This is a genomic window from Saccharothrix lopnurensis (genome assembly GCF_042658445.1).
Lineage (GTDB): Bacteria > Actinomycetota > Actinomycetes > Mycobacteriales > Pseudonocardiaceae > Actinosynnema > Actinosynnema lopnurensis.
Window position 1 is genome coordinate 1 of the sequence record NZ_JBHSQO010000063.1, and the last position, 17284, is coordinate 17284.

At 75.8% G+C, this 17284-nt stretch carries 16 protein-coding genes and 1 pseudogene; 8 read left to right on the forward strand and 9 right to left on the reverse strand.

The features are described 5' to 3' along the window. Positions 1-37 precede the first annotated feature (37 nt). Positions 38-3373 (reverse strand): glycosyltransferase, encoded by a 3336-nt coding sequence (locus ACFP3R_RS34430; RefSeq protein ID WP_380642603.1) that lies wholly within the window; start codon positions 3371-3373, stop codon positions 38-40. 71 nt (positions 3374-3444) lie between these two features. Beyond that, positions 3445-3726 (reverse strand): WhiB family transcriptional regulator, encoded by a 282-nt coding sequence (locus ACFP3R_RS34435; RefSeq protein WP_033429204.1) that lies wholly within the window; start codon positions 3724-3726, stop codon positions 3445-3447. A 307-nt stretch (positions 3727-4033) separates the two neighbouring features. On the opposite strand from ACFP3R_RS34435, the gene ACFP3R_RS34440 reads away from it, so the two are divergent. The 5 genes from ACFP3R_RS34440 (at position 4034) to ACFP3R_RS34460 (ending at position 8900) form a co-directional block, all read left to right on the forward strand. Beyond that, positions 4034-4780 carry a site-2 protease family protein gene (locus ACFP3R_RS34440; RefSeq protein WP_380642605.1) on the forward strand — a complete coding sequence of 249 codons (747 nt, stop codon included), beginning with the start codon at positions 4034-4036 and terminating at the stop codon, positions 4778-4780. Between the two features lie 24 nt (positions 4781-4804). Beyond that, positions 4805-5770, forward strand: coding sequence for a 2-phospho-L-lactate transferase (gene cofD, locus ACFP3R_RS34445; RefSeq protein ID WP_380642607.1), 966 nt, complete (start codon positions 4805-4807; stop codon positions 5768-5770). After that, positions 5706-7142, forward strand: coding sequence for a coenzyme F420-0:L-glutamate ligase (locus tag ACFP3R_RS34450; protein ID WP_380642609.1), 1437 nt, complete (start codon positions 5706-5708; stop codon positions 7140-7142). The genes cofD and ACFP3R_RS34450 overlap by 65 nt, the downstream gene beginning before the upstream one ends. Further along, positions 7139-7678 carry an NUDIX hydrolase gene (locus ACFP3R_RS34455; RefSeq protein WP_380642611.1) on the forward strand — a complete coding sequence of 180 codons (540 nt, stop codon included), beginning with the start codon at positions 7139-7141 and terminating at the stop codon, positions 7676-7678. The genes ACFP3R_RS34450 and ACFP3R_RS34455 overlap by 4 nt, the downstream gene beginning before the upstream one ends. A 79-nt stretch (positions 7679-7757) precedes the next feature. After that, positions 7758-8900 (forward strand): glycoside hydrolase family 6 protein, encoded by a 1143-nt coding sequence (locus ACFP3R_RS34460; protein WP_380642613.1) that lies wholly within the window; start codon positions 7758-7760, stop codon positions 8898-8900. A 246-nt stretch (positions 8901-9146) separates the two neighbouring features. Here the strand turns inward: ACFP3R_RS34460 and ACFP3R_RS34465 are convergent, their stop codons facing one another. Further along, on the reverse strand, positions 9147-9473 hold the full coding sequence (locus ACFP3R_RS34465) for a hypothetical protein (protein WP_380642615.1): 327 nt from the start codon (positions 9471-9473) through the stop codon (positions 9147-9149). Between the two features lie 157 nt (positions 9474-9630). Here ACFP3R_RS34465 and manB point away from each other — a divergent pair, with 157 nt between their 5' ends. Both manB and ACFP3R_RS34475 read left to right on the forward strand, forming a co-directional pair. Next, positions 9631-10707, forward strand: a complete 1077-nt coding sequence (gene manB, locus ACFP3R_RS34470) for a mannose-1-phosphate guanylyltransferase (protein WP_380642617.1) — start codon at positions 9631-9633, stop codon at positions 10705-10707. 96 nt (positions 10708-10803) lie between these two features. Then, positions 10804-11709: a DNA-3-methyladenine glycosylase family protein gene (locus ACFP3R_RS34475; protein WP_380642619.1), complete on the forward strand. Its 906-nt coding sequence runs from the start codon at positions 10804-10806 to the stop codon at positions 11707-11709. Here the strand turns inward: ACFP3R_RS34475 and ACFP3R_RS34480 are convergent. The 6 genes and pseudogenes from ACFP3R_RS34480 to ACFP3R_RS34505 form a co-directional block, all read right to left on the reverse strand. Beyond that, the gene (locus ACFP3R_RS34480; RefSeq protein ID WP_380642621.1) at positions 11679-12371 is read right to left on the reverse strand and encodes a hypothetical protein; all 693 of its coding nucleotides are present in this window, start codon (positions 12369-12371) and stop codon (positions 11679-11681) included. The two genes, ACFP3R_RS34475 and ACFP3R_RS34480, sit on opposite strands and share 31 nt — an antisense overlap. A 22-nt stretch (positions 12372-12393) precedes the next feature. Continuing rightward, a pseudogene (locus ACFP3R_RS34485) lies at positions 12394-12510 on the reverse strand (NACHT N-terminal helical domain 7-containing protein); the annotation flags it as partial. A gap of 155 nt (positions 12511-12665) precedes the next feature. Then, entirely contained in the window at positions 12666-13520 is an 855-nt protein-coding gene (locus ACFP3R_RS34490; protein ID WP_380642623.1) for a glycosyltransferase family 2 protein, read from the reverse strand. 10 nt (positions 13521-13530) lie between these two features. Next, positions 13531-13956: a DUF4396 domain-containing protein gene (locus ACFP3R_RS34495; RefSeq protein WP_380642671.1), complete on the reverse strand. Its 426-nt coding sequence runs from the start codon at positions 13954-13956 to the stop codon at positions 13531-13533. Between the two features lie 137 nt (positions 13957-14093). Next, on the reverse strand, positions 14094-15221 hold the full coding sequence (locus tag ACFP3R_RS34500; RefSeq protein WP_380642673.1) for a glycosyltransferase family 4 protein: 1128 nt from the start codon (positions 15219-15221) through the stop codon (positions 14094-14096). 79 nt (positions 15222-15300) lie between these two features. After that, entirely contained in the window at positions 15301-16335 is a 1035-nt protein-coding gene (locus ACFP3R_RS34505; protein WP_380642625.1) for a glycosyltransferase family 4 protein, read from the reverse strand. A gap of 20 nt (positions 16336-16355) precedes the next feature. Between ACFP3R_RS34505 and ACFP3R_RS34510 the strand changes: the two genes are divergently transcribed. Beyond that, positions 16356-17276 carry a glycosyltransferase family 2 protein gene (locus tag ACFP3R_RS34510; RefSeq protein WP_380642627.1) on the forward strand — a complete coding sequence of 307 codons (921 nt, stop codon included), beginning with the start codon at positions 16356-16358 and terminating at the stop codon, positions 17274-17276. The last annotated feature ends 8 nt before the right edge of the window (positions 17277-17284 follow it).

Below are 17284 nucleotides of genomic sequence, written 5' to 3' on the forward strand. Positions count from 1 at the left end.
GCGGCGCGAGTGTTCGACACGTGCGCGAGTCGTACGTTCAGGACCACCGTGTCGTACGTTCGCGACCCCCGAGTTCACCGTTCGCGACGGGTCGGCGGCGGGTCGGCAGGGCGGTCAGCAGGGTGAACAGGGTCGCGGCCGCCTGGAGGAGCAGGAGGAGTTCGCGCAGCGTGGACGACGCCTCCACGCGGACCTCCGAGGCCGTGGTGGGCAGCGTCACGCCGACCAGGTGGCCCCACGCCCGGACGGTGGCCACCTCGCGGCCGTCGACCCACGCGCGCCAGCCCGGCTCCTCCGCCGCCGCCAGCACGAGCAGGCGGCCCTCCGGTCCTTCGGACACCCGCACGGCCACCTCCGGCGGCGCGGCCTCGACCGGGGCGGTGCCGGGCGCGACCAGGTCGGTGGGCGGGGTGCCGCCGGTGCGGGCGCGGCGGGCCAGCTCGGGCGACAGCAGCACCGCGTTGCCGGCCGCCAGCTGCACCCGCAGCACCGGGCGGCCGTCGGTCATCGACGGGGTGACCGACACCAGGTCGCCCGCCGCGTCGCGCAGCCGCTGCGCCGCGCCCAGGTCCGGCAGCACCACGAACGCCACGCCCGAGGCCGCGGCCTGGGCCAGCGCGGTCCGCGCCACGTCCGGCGAACCGCCCGTCAGCTCGCGCGTCCAGCGCGCCAGGCGCGTGGTGGCCGCCGCGACGGGCACGTGGTCGTCGTCGCCGAACGCGGGCAGCCGGCCCGCCACCAGGCGGGTCGGCTCGCCCAGCACGAGCACCGAGCGACCGGTCTGCGCCAACTCCTGCTCCAGCGTCGACGGCAGCCGGGCCGCGGCGGCGGTCAGGGGGCCCGAGCGCAGGCCGACGAACCCGGCGCAGGCCAGCGCCAGGACGGAGACGGCGCCGACCGCCGACACCACGCGCGTGAACGGCAGGGGCGCCACGTCCCGCCGGAACGCCGAGAGCACCACCCACAGCAGCCCCCAGCCGACCACCACCAGCGGCGCGCCCGACCACCCGGGCTGGGCCGGTCCGCCGGGCAGCGGCGCCACCGCCGCGGTCCGCACCACGACCACCGCCAGCCCGCCGAGCACCGCCACGGCCAGCCCCGCCAGCATCGACCGGTGCGGGCGCAGCGCCGCCGCGGCGAGGGCCAGGACCACGACCAGCAGCCCGACGAACGGCACCGCCCCCGGTCCGCCGGGCCGCAGCGACAGCAGGTCCACCACGTCGACGGGGGGCGTCCCGGCGAACGCGCCCACCCCGTGCAGCACCACCGACGGGTGCTGGAGCACGACCGCGGGCCACGGCAGCAGCAGCGCCACCGGCAGCAGCACCACCACGAACAGCGACGCGACCCGCCGCCGGCCGTCGCCCGCCCGGCCGGGCACGGCGACGAACCCGACCAGCGCCGCCAGCGCCACCAGCCCGTGCACCAGCGGCGAGAACGCGCCCAGCGCCGCCACCGCCAGCGCCGTGCCCGACGCCACCGGCAGCCACGACACCCCGGCCCCGCCGCGCAGCACCGACACCACCCCGGCGGCCACCAGCGGCAGCAGCACGTGCACCACCACGACGTCCAGCCGGCCCTGGCCCACCGCCGCCGTCGCCGCGGGCAGCAGCGCGTACCCGGCCGCCACCAGCGCCCGCACCGGCCGCCGCACGGGCAGCCGCCGCGTCGCCGCGTAGGCGGACAGCCCGGCCAGCGGCGCGTCGCCGAGGAACAGCACCGCCACCAGCACGGCGGGCGAGCCGAACGGCACCCCCAGCACGCCGAGCACGGCCAGCGCGGCGGGCGCGGGCGCGGTCGTGCCGCCCGCCACCGGGTGCCAGGCCGCCAGGTACGCCGACCAGGTCCCGGTCAGGTCGTCCACCGGCAGCAGCCGCCCGCCGGCCAGGTCCAGGCCGAGCCGGGACGCGTTGGCCAGCACCCCGAACACCGCCAGCCCGAGCACGAGCAGCAGCGGCGGCCCGAGCAGCAGCGACCGCAGCACCCGCGCCCGGTCGACCTCGACGAACACGATGCCCCGCGGGACGGCGGTGGTGCCGCGCGGCACCGGCGAGGGCCGCGGCCGGGGTGAGGGCCGCGGCGCCCGGCCGTGCGGGGGCGGCGCCTCCACCGGCACGGTCACCGCCGGCCGCCGCAGACCGCCCGTCGCCCGCACGGGCCGCCGCCGCGTCAGCACGCCCGCGGGCAGCGCGGCGGGCCCGATCAGCGGACGCTCCACTTCGGACGGCAGGGACCACGCCACGGGCCGCCGGTCGTCGTCGGGCAGCCGCCCGAGCGCCAGGTCCGCCTCGACGCGTCGCCTGATCAGGTGAGCAGAGGCGGCGCGGACCGCGTTGCGCGCCCGGGTCAGCCGACTGGTGGACAGCCCGCGCACCACGCCGTGCTCCGGCCGCTCGGCGCGACCCGCCAGCAGCCCCGCCCGCCCGCTCAGCAGGTACCGCAGCGCGCCCACCTCGGCGTGCGCGTCGGAGAACCGCCGCAGCAGCAGGAAGCCCAGGGCGCGCAGCACGGCGAGCACCGCGAACGGCGGCAGCCCCAGCGCGAACGCCGGCGCGCCGCAGTTCACCAGGAACGTTCGCAGCCCGTGGGCCCGGTCGATGCCGCGCGGCGCGGGTCCGGGGCGCGCCGCGGCCGCGTCCAGCCGCCGCAGGCCGCGCCCGATCGCCCGCGCGTGCCGCATCCGCGCCACCGGCACGGACAGCACCAGGTGGCCGGCGAGGTTCGCCCGCCAGCCGAAGTCGAGGTCCTCGCGCAGCAGCGGCATCGCCCGGTCGTAGCCGCCGAGCTCCTCCCACACCGCGCGCCGCACCAGCGAGCCTGCCGAGGGCACCGCCAGCACCTCGGTGCTCTGCTCGAACGCCCCGGCGGGCTCGGCCGCGCCGATGCCGGTCTGCCGGTGCCCGGAGGTGTCGGTGGACAGCCCGGCCTCGACGACCAGCCGCGGGTCGGCCCAGTCCAGGGCCAGGGGCCCCAGCACGGCGGCCGAGGGGGACACCTCCGCGGCGGTCAGCAGCGCGGACAGGCAGTCCGGTTCGGGCGCGCAGTCGTCGTGCAGCACCCACACCCACGCGCCCGGGTCGCCCCACCGCTTCACGGCGTGCTCCACGGCGGCGTGCACGGCCTCGCCGAACCCCGTGCCGCGCGCCGACGTCAGCACGCCGTCAATCACCCGATCGGTACCTTCGGCGGCCTCGGCGAGGAGGCCGGCGGTCCCATCGACGGACCCGGTGTCGACCGCGATCACGTGCCGCGGGCGCGGTCGCTGCCGGCGCAGCGCGGACAGCGCCGTGCCGAGCCAGCGGTCGCCGTCGTGGCACACCAGCACCGCCAGCACGGGTGCGGTGCGCAGCCGTGGAGCAGCCCCGCTCGTCAAGTGCCGCTCCTCGCAAGGTCGTCCGACTACGCCGTGGGGGACCCACGGTAAGCCAGGGCGATCTCAAGCGATCACACGGCGCGCTTCTTCAGCTTCCTCCGCTCGCGTTCGGACAGCCCGCCCCAGATGCCGAAGCGCTCGTCGTGCTGGAGGGCGTACTCCAGGCACTCCGCCCGCACCTCGCAGCCCAGACAGATGCGCTTGGCCTCCCTGGTGGAGCCGCCCTTCTCGGGGAAGAACGCCTCGGGGTCCGTCTGCGCGCACAGGGCGCGCTCCTGCCAGTCCTGCTCATCGGTCACGTCGAACAGGTCGAGCACGACCGGCTCAGGTGCCGGGACGTCCCCGTCCACGATGCGACCCCCGTCGAATTCCTGGGTAAAGGGTTCCTGCACAGTCCGCCTCCTCGCCTTCCGCTCTCCCCGGTTGGCGGACACCACTCGCCGTCCCCACAACGACGAATGACACCGATGTGATTACACCTGTGTCACAACACCCGGTCAAGCGGAGTCCACAGGACGGGGGATATTCGCGCAGATGGCCGCAAAAACCTTGACCAGCAGCACAGACGGTGATTCAAGCGCTGCTCCCGGCGATGACGCCTGCTCGAACGGCCCACCGGTCGGACTACCTGGGGTGGGTCCGGCGGGCCACACTGGTGGGGTGAAGCGATCAGCGGTGCGTCCGAGTCCACTGTTCCTCAGCCTGCTCGCGGTGACGGTGGCAGGCGCCGTGCTGACCCTGTTCGACGACGCCCTGCGCACGCTGGGCACGGTGCTGTTCGTGCTCGGGGGGTGGGCGGTTTCACTGTGCCTGCACGAGTTCGGCCACGCGGTGGTGGCCTACCGGGGCGGCGACCACGCGGTCAAGGAGAAGGGCTACCTGACGCTGGACATCCGCCGGTACACCGACCCGGTGTTCAGCATCGTGCTGCCCCTGGTGCTGCTGGCGTTCGGCGGCATCCCGCTGCCCGGCGGCGCGGTGTGGATCAACCACCACGCGCTGCGCGACCGGCGGGTGCAGTCGATGGTGTCGCTGGCCGGACCGGTGAGCAACCTGGTGCTGGGCCTGCTGCTGGCGGCGTCGGTGGCGCTGTTCGACCCCGCGCCCGGCCTGGCCGCCGCGCTGTCCTACCTGGCCGCGGTGCAGGTCATCGCGTTCGTGCTGAACATCCTGCCGATCCCCGGCCTGGACGGGTGGGGCGTGATCGAGCCCTACCTGTCGTACCCGGCGCGGCAGTTCGGCGCCAAGGCGCGGCCGTGGGCGCCGTTCGTGCTGTTCGCGGTGCTGATCGGGTTCCCGACCGTCAACGCCCTGTTCTTCGACGCCGCCTACTCGGTGTTCGACCTGATCGGGGGCGACCGGTGGCTGGCCTACGTGGGCGCGGACACCTTCCTGTTCTGGCGCTGACCCCCGGTGGGAGGATGGCGTCCCGTGAAGGTCGTCGTACTGGTTGGCGGGGTTGGCGGGGCGCGGTTCCTGGTGGGGTTGCGCAAACTCCTGTCGGGACCCGGGCACGAGATCACCGCCGTGGTGAACACGGGTGACGACGTGTGGATGCACGGGTTGCGGATCTGCCCCGACCTGGACACCTGCATGTACACCCTCGGTGGCGGGATCGACGTGGAGCGCGGCTGGGGCCGGGCGGACGAGACGTGGTCGGTCAAGGAGGAGCTGGCGGCCTACGGCGCGGACCCGACGTGGTTCGGCCTGGGCGACCGGGACGTCGCCACGCACCTGGTGCGGACCCGGATGCTGCGCGCGGGCTACCCGCTGTCGGCCGTGACCGAGGCGCTGTGCCACCGCTGGGAGCCCGGCGTGCGGCTGCTGCCGATGTCGGACGACCGGGTGGAGACGCACGTGGTCGTGGACGTCGACGGCGACGAGAAGGCGATCCACTTCCAGGAGTGGTGGGTGCGGCACCGGGCCGCGCTGCCCGCGCGGTCGTTCGCCTCGGTCGGCGCGGGGACCGCGACGCCGGCGCCCGGCGTGCTCGACGCGCTCGCGGAGGCCGACGCGGTGCTGTTCGCGCCGTCGAACCCGGTGGTGAGCGTGGGCACGATCCTCGGCGTGCCGGGGGTGCGGGACGCGTTGCGCAAGACCGAGGCCGGGGTGGTCGGGCTGTCCCCGATCGTGGGCGGCAAGCCGCTGCGCGGGATGGCGGACGCGTGCCTGTCGGCGATCGGCGTCGAGACCTCGGCCGAGGCGGTGGGCAGGCACTACGGGTCGCGCAAGACCACCCGGGGCGGTGTGCTGGACGGCTGGCTGGTGCACACCGGCGACCGCTGCGACGTGCCCGGGGTGGCGGTGCGCGCGGTGCCGCTGCTGATGTCCGATGTGGACGCGACCGCCACGATGGCGCGGGCGGCGCTGGAGCTGGCCGGGGTCGGCGTTGGCTGACCGGGGGCCCGTCGACCACGCGGCGCGGGACCACGCGGCACTCGACCACGCGGCGCCGGGCGTGGTGTCGCTGCTGCCGGTGCCGGGCCTGCCGGAGTTCCGGCCCGGTGACGACCTGGCGGCCGAGCTGGCGTCGGCCGCGCCGTGGCTGCGGAACGACGACGTGGTCGTGGTGACGTCCAAGGTGCTGTCCAAAGTGGAAGGTCGGCTGGTGCGGGCGCCCGCCGACCCCGAGGCGCGGGACGAGCTGCGGCGGCAGTGGGTGTCGGCCGAGGCGGTGCGCGTGCTGGCGCGGCGCGGGCGGACGCTGATCACCGAGAACAGGCTCGGCATCGTGCAGGCGGCGTCCGGGGTGGACGCCTCGAACGTGGCGGGCGACGAGATCGCGCTGCTGCCGGTGGACCCCGACGGGTCGGCCGCGGCGCTGCGGGCCGCGCTGTTCGAGCGGCTGGGCGTGCGGGTGGCCGTGGTGGTGACCGACACCATGGGCCGGGCCTGGCGGGTCGGGCAGACCGACGCGGCGATCGGGTCGTCCGGGCTGGCCGTGCTGCACCGGTACGCGGGCTCGGTGGACCGGCAGGGCAACCCGCTGGTGGTGACCGAGGTCGCGGTCGCGGACGAGATCGCCGCGGCGGCCGACCTGGTGAAGGGCAAGCTGGGCGCGGTGCCCGTGGCGGTGGTGCGCGGGCTGCCGGTGGTCGACGACGGCTCGTCGGCGCGCGACCTGGCCCGGCCGGTGGAGGAGGACCTGTTCCACCTGGGCACGGCCGAGGCGCTGGCGCGGGGGCGGGCCGAGGCGGTGCTGGTGCGCCGTTCGGTGCGGGCCTTCACCGCGGAGCCGGTGTCGCCGGACGCGATCCGGCGGGCGGTGGCGGCGGCGTTGACCGCGCCCGCGCCGCACCACACGCGGCCGGTGCGGTTCGTGCGGCTGACGGAGCGGCGCGCGGAGCTGCTGGCGGCGATGCGGGCGCGGTGGGAGGCCGACCTGCGGGGCGACGGGCTGCCCGAGGAGCGGGTGGCCCGGCGGACCGGCCGGGGCGATTTCCTGCGGGACGCGCCGGAGGTCGTGGTGCCGTTCCTGGTGCGGGAGGGCGCGCACGACTACCCGGACGAGCGGCGGGCCTCGGCCGAGCGGACGATGTTCACCGTCGCCGGCGGCGCGGCCGTGCAGGGGCTGCTGGTGGCGCTGGCCGCCGAGGGGCTCGGGTCGTGCTGGGTGTCGTCGACGCTGTTCTGCCCGGACGTCGTGCGGTCGGTGCTGGAGCTGCCCGCGGACTGGGAGCCGCTGGGCGCGGTGGCGGTCGGCCACCCCGTGGAGGCGTTGGCGCCGCGGTCGCCGCGCGAACCGGACGAAGGGTTCCTGGAGCGTTGAGCCTGCACGCGGACACCACGGGGACGTTGGCCGGGTGGCGCCCGGCCGAGCACGGGCAGGAGTCGTTGCGGCAGGCGTACCTGGGGTTCCTGGCCGCCCGGCCGGACGCCTGCGCGCGGTCGTGCGAGCCGGGGCACGTCACGGCGTCGGCGCTGGTGCTGGACGCCTCCGGGGAGCGGACGCTGCTGACGCTGCACCCGCGGGTCGGTCGGTGGCTCCAGCTGGGCGGGCACTGCGAACCCGGGGACCTGACGCTGGCCGGGGCGGCGCTGCGGGAGGCGACGGAGGAGTCCGGGATCGAGGGGCTGGTGATCGAGCCGGTGCCGCTGCACCTGGACGTGCACCCGATCACGTGCTCGCTCGGCAAGCCGACGCGGCACTTCGACGTGCGGTTCCTGGTGCGGGCGCCGGTGGACGCGCGGCACTCGCGCAGCGCCGAGTCCGTGGACCTGCGGTGGTGGCCGCTGGACGCGCTGCCGCCGGACGTCGACGACCTGCGCCCGATGATCTCCGCGGCACTCGTCCGACTGGCCTGAAGGTCTTGTGATCCGGGTCATAGCGCTGCATGCTGACACCGCTCTGGGAGCGCTCCCAGGGCAGTGAGGAGCTGTCAACGTGGACAACGGGGCAAGACGTCGCCGGCTCTGGCCGGCCGTGCTGGCGGCGGTCGGCATGGTGATCGGCGGGGGTGGCGTGGCCGACGCGGGGTCCGGTCACCACCACCCGCCGAGGGGCACGTCGTTCTACGTGGAGCCGGACTCGAACGCGGCGCGGCAGGCCGCGGCGTGGCGGCAGGAGGGCCGGGTCGAGGACGCCCGGCTGATGGAGGCGGTGGCGAAGCAGCCCACCGCGATCTGGTTCACCACGGCGGGCGCCGAGCAGGTGCGGACCCGGGTGCGCGACGTCGTGCGGGCGGCGAAGCGCAAGGGCCAGGTGCCGGTGCTGGTGGCGTACTTCGTGCCCTACCGGGACTGCTCGCAGTGGTCGGCGGGCGGCGCGCTCAGCGAGCAGGAGTACCGGGAGTGGATCAATGCGTTCGCGGCCGGGATCGGCAACGACAAGGCGGTCGTGATCGTCGAGCCCGACGGGCTGGCGCTGCTGACCAGCGAGCCGTGGTGCACGATCGGGCCGGACGAGGAGCTGGTGCCGCAGCGGTACCGGGAGATCAACCACGCGGTCGACACGCTCAAGCGGGGCAGGCAGACGCGCGTGTACCTCGACGCCGGGCACTCGGCGTGGCAGGCGCTGAACGACTACGACGCGGGCTACGGCGAGCCGCGTGAGCAGCAGGGCATCGTGAACCGGCTGATGCGGGGCGGCGTGGCGCGGGCGGACGGGTTCGCGCTGAACACGTCCAACTACCGCTTCACCGCGGACCTCGTGCAGTACGGCACGCGGATCTCCAAGTGCCTCTACCTGCGGACGCACCGCGGCGCCACCACGTGCCCGGCCGACGCCGAGCTGGACGCGCTGCGGGTGGACGAGCGGAGGATGACGCACTTCGTGCTGGACACCAGCCGCAACGGCCAGGGCCACTACACGCCGGGCGGGGGCGAGACCGACTGGTGCAACCCACCGGGCCGGGGCCTGGGCGAGCGCCCGACCGCGCGCACCCGCATCCCGCTCGTGGACGCCTTCCTGTGGATCAAGCGCCCCGGCGAGTCGGACGGCGAGTGCCAGGGCGGCCCACCGGCCGGCCAGTGGTGGCCCGAGCAGGCCCTGGACCTGGCCAAGCGCGCCACCCCACCCCTCCGCTGACCCTCCCCCGGGGCGGGCCACCCCCGCCCCGGGCCCCTTACAACCCGCGCGAGTCGTACGCCCAGACCCCGCGAGTCGTACGTCCAGACCCACCGTGTCGTACGTTCCGGACCCCCGAGTTCAGCGTTCGCGCACCCCTCGTCGCCCGGACAGGGGTACCTGAACGTTGAACTCGGGGGTCGCGAACGTACGACACGGTCGACCGGAACGTACGACTCGCGGGGTCTGGACGTACGACTCGCGGGGTCAGGTGTCGCCGTTCAGGCGTTGGGACAGGCTGGGGCGGGTGGGTTGGACCTGCTGGACCGTGGGGATCGGGCCCGGGGCCACGCGCAGTTCCGGCTGTGGTTCGGGAGGTGGCGGGGCCGGGCGGCCGGCGGCCACGTGGGCGGCCAGGACCATGGTCGAGTCCGGGTCGGCGGTCTTCGGGTCGACGGCGTTGACCAGGCTGCGCGGGATCTGCTGGGTCGCCGACGAGTCCATCGGCGAGGTCATGTTGTCCGGCGTCACGACGTGGATGCCACGTGCACGAGCACGGGCGAGCGCCGCGTCGGCCCGAGCGCGGGGGTCCATCCGGATCTCTCCTGCGTGTGCTTGGGCCGGCGGGGAACGCCGGCGTGCCGTCGGGACGCCCTCACCGCGACACGGGACCACCGCCCGTGCCACCGGAGTGCTCGTGCCAGAGTATTCGCAAACCACGGGTGGACGTAAGCGGAGGAGGAAAAACGGCATGTCGGAGCTGCAAGGCGCCGAGGCGGTGGTCCTGGTCGGGGGCAAGGGGACCCGGCTGCGGCCACTCACCTTGTCCGCCCCCAAGCCCATGCTGCCGACCGCCGGGGTGCCTTTCCTCACCCACCTGCTGTCGCGGATCAGGGAAGCGGGCATCACCCACGTCGTGCTGGGCACGTCCTACAAGGCCGAGGTCTTCGAGGAGCACTTCGGCGACGGCTCGGCGCTCGGCCTGGAGCTGGAGTACGTCGTGGAGGACGAGCCGCTGGACACGGCGGGCGCGATCCGCAACGTCGCGCACAAGCTGCGCGAACGCGACGTGATGGTGTTCAACGGCGACATCCTGTCCGGTGTGGACCTGCGGGCCGTGCTCGCCACGCACCGCGACGCGGGGGCCGACGTCACCCTGCACCTGGTCCGGGTCGACGACCCGCGCCGGTTCGGGTGCGTGCCGACCGACGAGGACGGCCGCGTCACGGCGTTCCTGGAGAAGACCGAGGACCCGCCGACGGACCAGATCAACGCGGGTTGCTACGTCTTCCGCCGCGAGGTGATCGAGGGCATCCCCGCGGGCAGGCCCGTGTCGGTGGAGCGGGAGACCTTCCCCGGCCTGCTGGCGTCCGGCGCGCGCGTGCAGGGTCACGTCGACGCCTCGTACTGGCTCGACCTGGGCACGCCCGCCGCGTTCGTGCGGGGCTCGGCCGACCTGGTGCGCGGCACCGCGCCGACCGCGGCCCTGGAGCTGAGGGGCGAGGCGGTGCTGCTGGAGGGCGCGTCGGTGCACGAGGACGCGGTGGTCCGGGGCGGCGCCACGATCGGCGCGGGCTGCACGGTCGCGGCCGGCGCGGTGGTCGACGGCGCGGTGCTGTTCGACGGCGCGGTGGTCGGCGAGGGCGCCCGGGTGGAGCGCAGCGTGATCGGGGCGAACGCGCTGGTCCAGGCCGGCGCGGTGGTGATCGACTCGGTGATCGGCGACGGCGCGGTGGTCGGCGCCCGGTGCGAACTGGTCGGCGGGGCGCGGGTGTGGCCGGGAGTGGTGCTGCCCGAGGCGGGTGTCCGCTTCTCCGCGGACGTCTAGCGCCGATGGGACGTCCGGAGGGATGTTCGGGACGATGAGACGTTCAGTGCCGGTGAGGCGTCCGGCGCCGGTGGGCGGGGGCGGTGCGCTCGGTCGATGACGACGCCGACGCCGACGACCAGGACCTGGTCGCCCCCGTTCCCGCTGGACCTCGGTGTCGTGCTGGGGCCGCTGGGGCGGGGGCCGGGTGATCCGACGTTCCGGGTCGACGCCGGGGTGTGGCTGACCGCCAACACCCCGGTCGGGCCGGGGACGCTGCACGTCCGGCGCGCCGACGCGGTGGAGGCGCGGGCGTGGGGCGAGGGCGCGGGGTGGCTGCTCGACGGGCTGCCCGCGCTGCTGGGCGCGGGGGACGACGATTCGGCGTTCCGCTGCCACCACCCGCTGGTCGAGCAGGCGCGGCGGCGGTGGCCGGGGATGCGGCTGACCGCGACCGGGCGGGTGTGGGACGCGCTGCTGCCTGCGGTGCTGGAGCAGAAGGTGACGGTGTCGGAGGCGCACCGGTCGTACCGGGAGCTGTGCCGCCGGTTCGGCGCGCCCGCGCCCGGACCGGCGACGGGCCTGGTCGTGCCGCCGACGCCGCGCGCCGTGCTGGGCATCACCGACTGGGAGTGGCACCGGGCCGGGGTGGACGGGTCCCGCAGGTGGGCCCTGGTCGCGGCGGCGCAGGTCGCGCACCGGTTGGAGGGCGCGTTCGGGATGGGCGGCGAGGCCGGGCGGGCGCTGCTGCGGAAGGTGCCGGGCATCGGGGTGTGGACGGCCGCCGAGGTGGCGCAGCGGGCCTGGGGCGACCCGGACGCGGTGAGCTTCGGGGACTTCCACCTGGCCGGGATCGTCGGGTGGGCGCTGCTGGGGCGCGGGGTCGACGACGACGGGATGGCGGAGGTGCTGGCCCCGTACGCGCCGCAGCGGCACCGGGCGGTGCGCTACATCAAGGCGTCGGGGGTGCGGAAGCCCCGGTTCGGGCCCCGCTACGCGCCCAGGGACCACCGGATCGTGTGAGGCGGCCTCAGGCCGGCAGGTGACCCGGACCGAGGGAGTCCATCGCCCACCTCAGCCGGGTGACCAGGCCCGGGTCGGTCTCGGCGAGCGCGGCGAGGTCGAACCGGGCCGGGAACGCCCCCGGGTCGCCGAAGTCCGCGACCCGCGCCCGCGCCTGGGCTTCGATCCCCGGTTCGACGCAGCGGACCAGCGCCTCGACGGTGTGGACGGAGGGGCCCGTGCTCCCGGGACACCCGGTCGAGCACCTCGAAGGCGGTGGTGTTGTCGCCGTCGCGCACCAGCATCGGGCGGGCGCAGATGACCAGGTAGTCCGGCTGGGCGTCGAGGAAGCTGCCGAGCCGGACGACGTCCCGCATCACGTCGGGGGTGGCGCAGGGGTCACCGGCCATGACCTTGAGGACGGGCTCGAAGTAGAAGGCCGCCGAGCTGTAGACGTCCTCCTGCGCTTCCCGGAGGGCCCGGTAGGCGGCGCGGTCGCCGGGCGTGCGCGCCGCCAGCAGGGCGACCAGCAGCGAGGTCAGGGCCTCGACCACCCGTTCGGGCGGCGTCTCGGGGCTGGGCAGCGGCAGCGCGGACCCCGGCAGCGCGGTCACGAGGTCCACCCACCGGTCCGACCCCGCCCACGAGGACGTGGTCAGCGCCGCCTGCTCGCCCCGGCTCAACCGGGGCCGGGGCGAGCAGCTCGACCTCGTCCAGCGCCTCGAACAGCGTCGTCACCACGACCACGCCGTGCGCCGCCTCCAGCAACCGGGTCCGGTCGACCCGGTGCAGCCCGGTGACCCGCTCCCGCGGCCAGTACAGCGGCGGCCGAGGCGTGGTCCGGGAACCTCAGCAGCACGGTGTCGCCACCCGGCAGCTCGACCGCGTCCGCGTACGGGGAGGAGCGGCGCACCGGGACGTCATCCGGACCCGGTCCGGCGAACGGCGCGGCACCGGCGCGAGACCGCCCGAACGGATCAGCGGCGCGTCACGGCCCTCAACCGCAGCCCCAGCCCGGTCCGCACGGCCAGCCGCAGCGGCGCCCACGCCGCGCCCCGGTGCCGGTCGGACAGGTACCGGTAGGCGCTGGAGTGGTGGGCGGCCAGCATCCGGGCCGAGGAGCGTTGGGTGGAGTGCCCGCCGACGTGCACGACCTCCGCCTCCGGCACGTACACGTTGAGCCAGCCCGCGCGACCCAGGCGGTCGCCCAGGTCCACGTCCTCGAAGTACATGAAGTAGCGGGGGTCGAAGCCCTCCACCGAGTCGAACGCCTCGCGGCGCATCAGCAGGCACGAGCCCGACAGCCAGCCGGCGGTGCGCTCCTCCACCGCCGCCGTCGCCTGCCGGTACTCCCGGGACCAGGGGTTGCCCGGCCACACGGGTCCCAGCACGGCGTGGCCCAGGCCCCGCCCGAGGGACGGCAGCAGGCGCGCGGACGGGTACACCGCGCCGGACGGCTCCCGGATCAGCGGGCCGAACGCGCCACCGCGCGGCCACCGCTTGGCCGCCTCCAGCAGCACGTCCAGGCTGCCCTCGCCCCACGACAGGTCCGGGTTGGCCACCACGACCCAGCCCACGTCCCGCGACAGGGACGCCACGCCCCGGTTGGCGCCCCCGCCGTAGCCGAGGTTGCCGCCGGTCGGCAGGAACGTCACGTGCTCGTGCTCCTCGGCGGCGCGCTCGGGCACGCCGTCGGTGGACCCGTTGTCCGCGAGCACCACCGACAGCGGCCGGGTGGTGGCCGTGGCGAGGGTGGACAGGAAGGTCTCCAGGGTTTCCCCCGGCGAGTAGGTGACGGTCACGACCGCCAGTCCGTCTCCGTAGCGCGTCACCCGCGTCACCCTAGTGGGAGTGGACGTGGTGCATGACCGCGTGCCCCTTCCCCCGCGCGATCAACCACCGGTTCACCGGCACGGTGAGCACGAACGCCACCGCCAGCGAGAACGCCAGCGCGCCCCAGAACAGCGGGGACGCCACGCCCGCGGTCATCGCGCCGGGCACCACCAGCATGATCGCGTTGTCGACGAGCTCCATGACGGCGATCGAGGCGGTGTCGGCGGCCAGCGCGAGCTTCACCGCCGCGCCGAGGGCCAGGCCGAACCCCAGCACCCGCCGCAGCGTGATCAGGTAGCCGAAGAAGAACGCCAGCGCCACCGCGAGGGCCACGGTGCCCCAGGGGGGCAGGCCGAGCGCGGTGCCGACGACCATGCCGAGCACCTCGCCGACGGCGCAGCCGGTGAGGCAGTGCAGGGTGGCCGAAACGGCCATGGACCAGGTCGACTCCATGCCGGCCACCATACCCCTAGGGGGTATAGATGGGGCAAGGGGAAGTGCACGGAGCACCCGAAAGGGGTCCAGCGGCGGTGCAGGCGCGGGAGTTCAGCGGCGGTGCGCCCGAAAGGGGTTCAGCGGCGCCGGTGCACGCGCACCGCCCGCTCGTAGGCCAGCCGGTGCCGCGCCGCCGACGAGGACCAGGAGAAGTCCTTGGCCCGCACCAGCGCCGCCGCGGCCAGCGCGTCGCGCCGGGCCGGGTCGTCCAGCAGGTCGCCCAGGGCCGCCGCGATGTCGCCCGCGCCGACCCCGCAGTACGCCACCGCGTCGCCGCCCACCTCGGGCAGCGACAGCCGCCGCGTGGTCAGCACCGCCGCGCCGCACGCCATGGCCTCCAGCACCGGCAGCCCGAACCCCTCGCCCAGCGACGGGTAGGCCACCAGCTCCGCGCCGCCCAGGAACCCGGCCAGCGCCGGGAACGGCAGGTAGCCCGCCCGGATCACGCGAATCCGGTGCGGCACCGCGTCCAGCGCCCGCTCGACCTGGCCGTCCCACCCCGGCTGCCCGGCCAGCACCAGCGCGGGCGGGTTCGCCCGGCCCCGGCACGCCTGCGCGAACCCGCGGATCAGCGCCGGCACGTTCTTGCGCGGCTCCAGCGCGCCCAGGAACGCCACGTACGGCGCGTCGCCCAGCGACAGCAGCCGCCGCACCTCCGCCACCTCCGCCGCCGCGGGCGGGTGGAACCGCTCGGTGTCCACGCCGTGCTGGGCGATGTGCAGCGCCTGCCGCTCCGCGCCGGCCACCCGCGCCAGCTCGTCCGCGGTCGCCCGGGACGGCACCACGCACAGCTCCGCGCGGCGCAGGGAGGCCCGCGTCCAGGCCCGGAAGAACCTCGCCTTCACCGACGAGTGCAGCACCGGGTCGGTGAAGAAGGTCGCGTCGTGCAGCGTCACCACCGACGCCGTCCGGTTCGCCAGCGGCACGGTGTAGTGGGGCGAGTGCACCACGGTCACGCCGAGCCGGTTCGCCAGGCGCGGCAGCGTGGTCTGCTCCCAGGTCAGCCGGGCGGTGCGGGTGGCCACGGCCTCGGTCGCCGCGACGACCCGCGAGTTCGGGGCCAGCGCGCCGTACAGCGCGGCGTCCCGGGGTTGGCACACCACGCTGATCCGGGCGCCGTCCGCGTCCAGCGCGGCCACCAGGGAGTCCACGTACCGCCCGACACCACCTCGGTCGGTCGGGACGGCGGTGGCGTCGATCAGCACGCTGGGTTCGGCGGGCGACACGCGGTGAAGGGTACGACCGGCGGCCGGCGGGTGGCCTCGAAATGACGCAAACGGTTGCTTAACCAAACAGCGCCAGGTGCGCCCGCCACACCGACCTCGCCGCGTTCTCCCAGGTGAAAGCCCCTGCCCGGGTACGGCCCGACGTGACCAGCCTCTCGCTCAGCGCGGGGTCGGACAGCACCGAGCGCAACCCGGCCGCCAGCGCCACCCGGTCGCCGCGCGGCACCGCCACGCCCGCGCCGCCCGCCACCTCGACCAGCGCCGGGGCGTCGGAGTGCACCACGGGCACCCCGGCCGCCATCGCCTCCACCACCGGCAGGCCGAACCCCTCGGCCAGGCTCGGCACGGCCAGCACCGCGGCCCGCCGCAGGACGAACGCCAGCCGCGCGTCGTCCACCCGCCCCAGCAGCGTCACGTGCGGCGCCCGCAGGTCCACCCCGCCCCAGCCCGGCGGCCCGACGACGACCAGCGGCACGCCCAGCTCGGCGGTCGCGGCGACCAGCAGGTCGAACCCCTTGCGCGGCTCGACGGTGCCGACGGCCAGCACGTACCGGGGCGGCAGGTCCACCGGCTCCTCCCCGGTGAACGCGGTCACGCCGTGGGGCACCACGTGCACGGGCGCGGGTCCGGGCGCGCGCCGGCGCAGCTCGTCGGCCACCGCCGCCGTGGGTACCACGATCCCGGCCGCCCCCGCGGTCGCGCGCCCGATCACGCGCCGGTGCCACGCCGCGCCGCGCGGCGTCAGCGTCTCCGGGTGGGTCCACGGCACGGTGTCGTGCACGGTCACCACGACCCGGCCGCGCGGCGGCGCGAGCGGCGTGCAGGCGTGCACCGAGTCGCCGCCCGGCCAGTACGGCACGCCCCGCTCCCACGCCGCGATCAGCGCGCGCCGCGGCAGCGGCAGCACCCGCGGCCCCCCGACCCCCGGCACGACGGCCGCCGAGACGTCCGCGTGCCTGCTCACCGCGCCGGTCACGGTCCACCCGGCGGGCGCGGTGCGGGCCAGCGCGGCGGCCAGCTCCCGCGTGTACCGGCCGGTACCGCCCGGCACGGGGGCCAGCAACTGCTCGGTCAACACGACGAGGTTCGGCACGTCGCGTACCGTCTCACGCCGTGTCGAACCCGCGGACGACGGTGGTCGTGGTGACGTGGCGCGGTCGCGACCACATCACCGCGTGCCTGGACGCCCTGGCCCGGCAACGTCCACACCGGACAGTCGTGGTGGACAACGCCTCCGATGACGGCACGGCGGACCTGCTGGCCGCCCACCCGAGCCGCCCGGAGGTGCTGCGCCTGCCGGTCAACCGCGGTTACGCGGGCGGCCTGGCCGCGGCGCTGCCGGGCGTGACCACCGAGTACGTGGCCTGGCTCAACGACGACGCGGCACCGGACGAGGGCTGGCTGGCCGCCCTGGAGGACGCCCTCGACGCCTCACCCGGCGCCGCCGCCGCGACCTCGTCGGTGCTGCTGGTCGACGGCTCGACCCAGTCGGTCGGCGTGCGCCTCACCGGCGACGGCCACGGCGCGGACCTGGTGCTCGCGGACCGCGAGGTGTTCGGCTTCTGCGGTGGCGCGGCGCTGGTCCGGACGGGTGCGCTGGAGGCGGCGGGCGGCGTCCCGGAGAGCTTCTTCTGCTACTACGAGGACACCGACACGGCCTGGCGGCTGCGCCTGAACGGCCACCGCGTGCTGTCGGTCGGCCCGGCGCGGGTCCGCCACCGGCACGGCGCGAGCACCCGCCCCGGCTCCCGGCTGTTCCACCGCTGGAACGAGCGCAACCGCCTGCTCATGCTGCTGCGCTGCGCCCCGGCGCCGGTGGTGGCCCGCGAGCTGGCCAGGTTCGCCGCGATCACGGTCCTGCTGCCGCTGCGCCGGGACCGGCCCGACGCGGAGAACTTCCGGGTGTCCCTGCGCGTCCAGGTGTTGGCGGAAACGCTGCTGCGGCTGCCCGCGACATGGGTGCAGCGGGTGCGGATCGGCCGGCGCGCGGAGGTGGCCCGGCGCGACGTGTGGCGGGAGTGGGCGGGCCGTTAGGGGGTCGG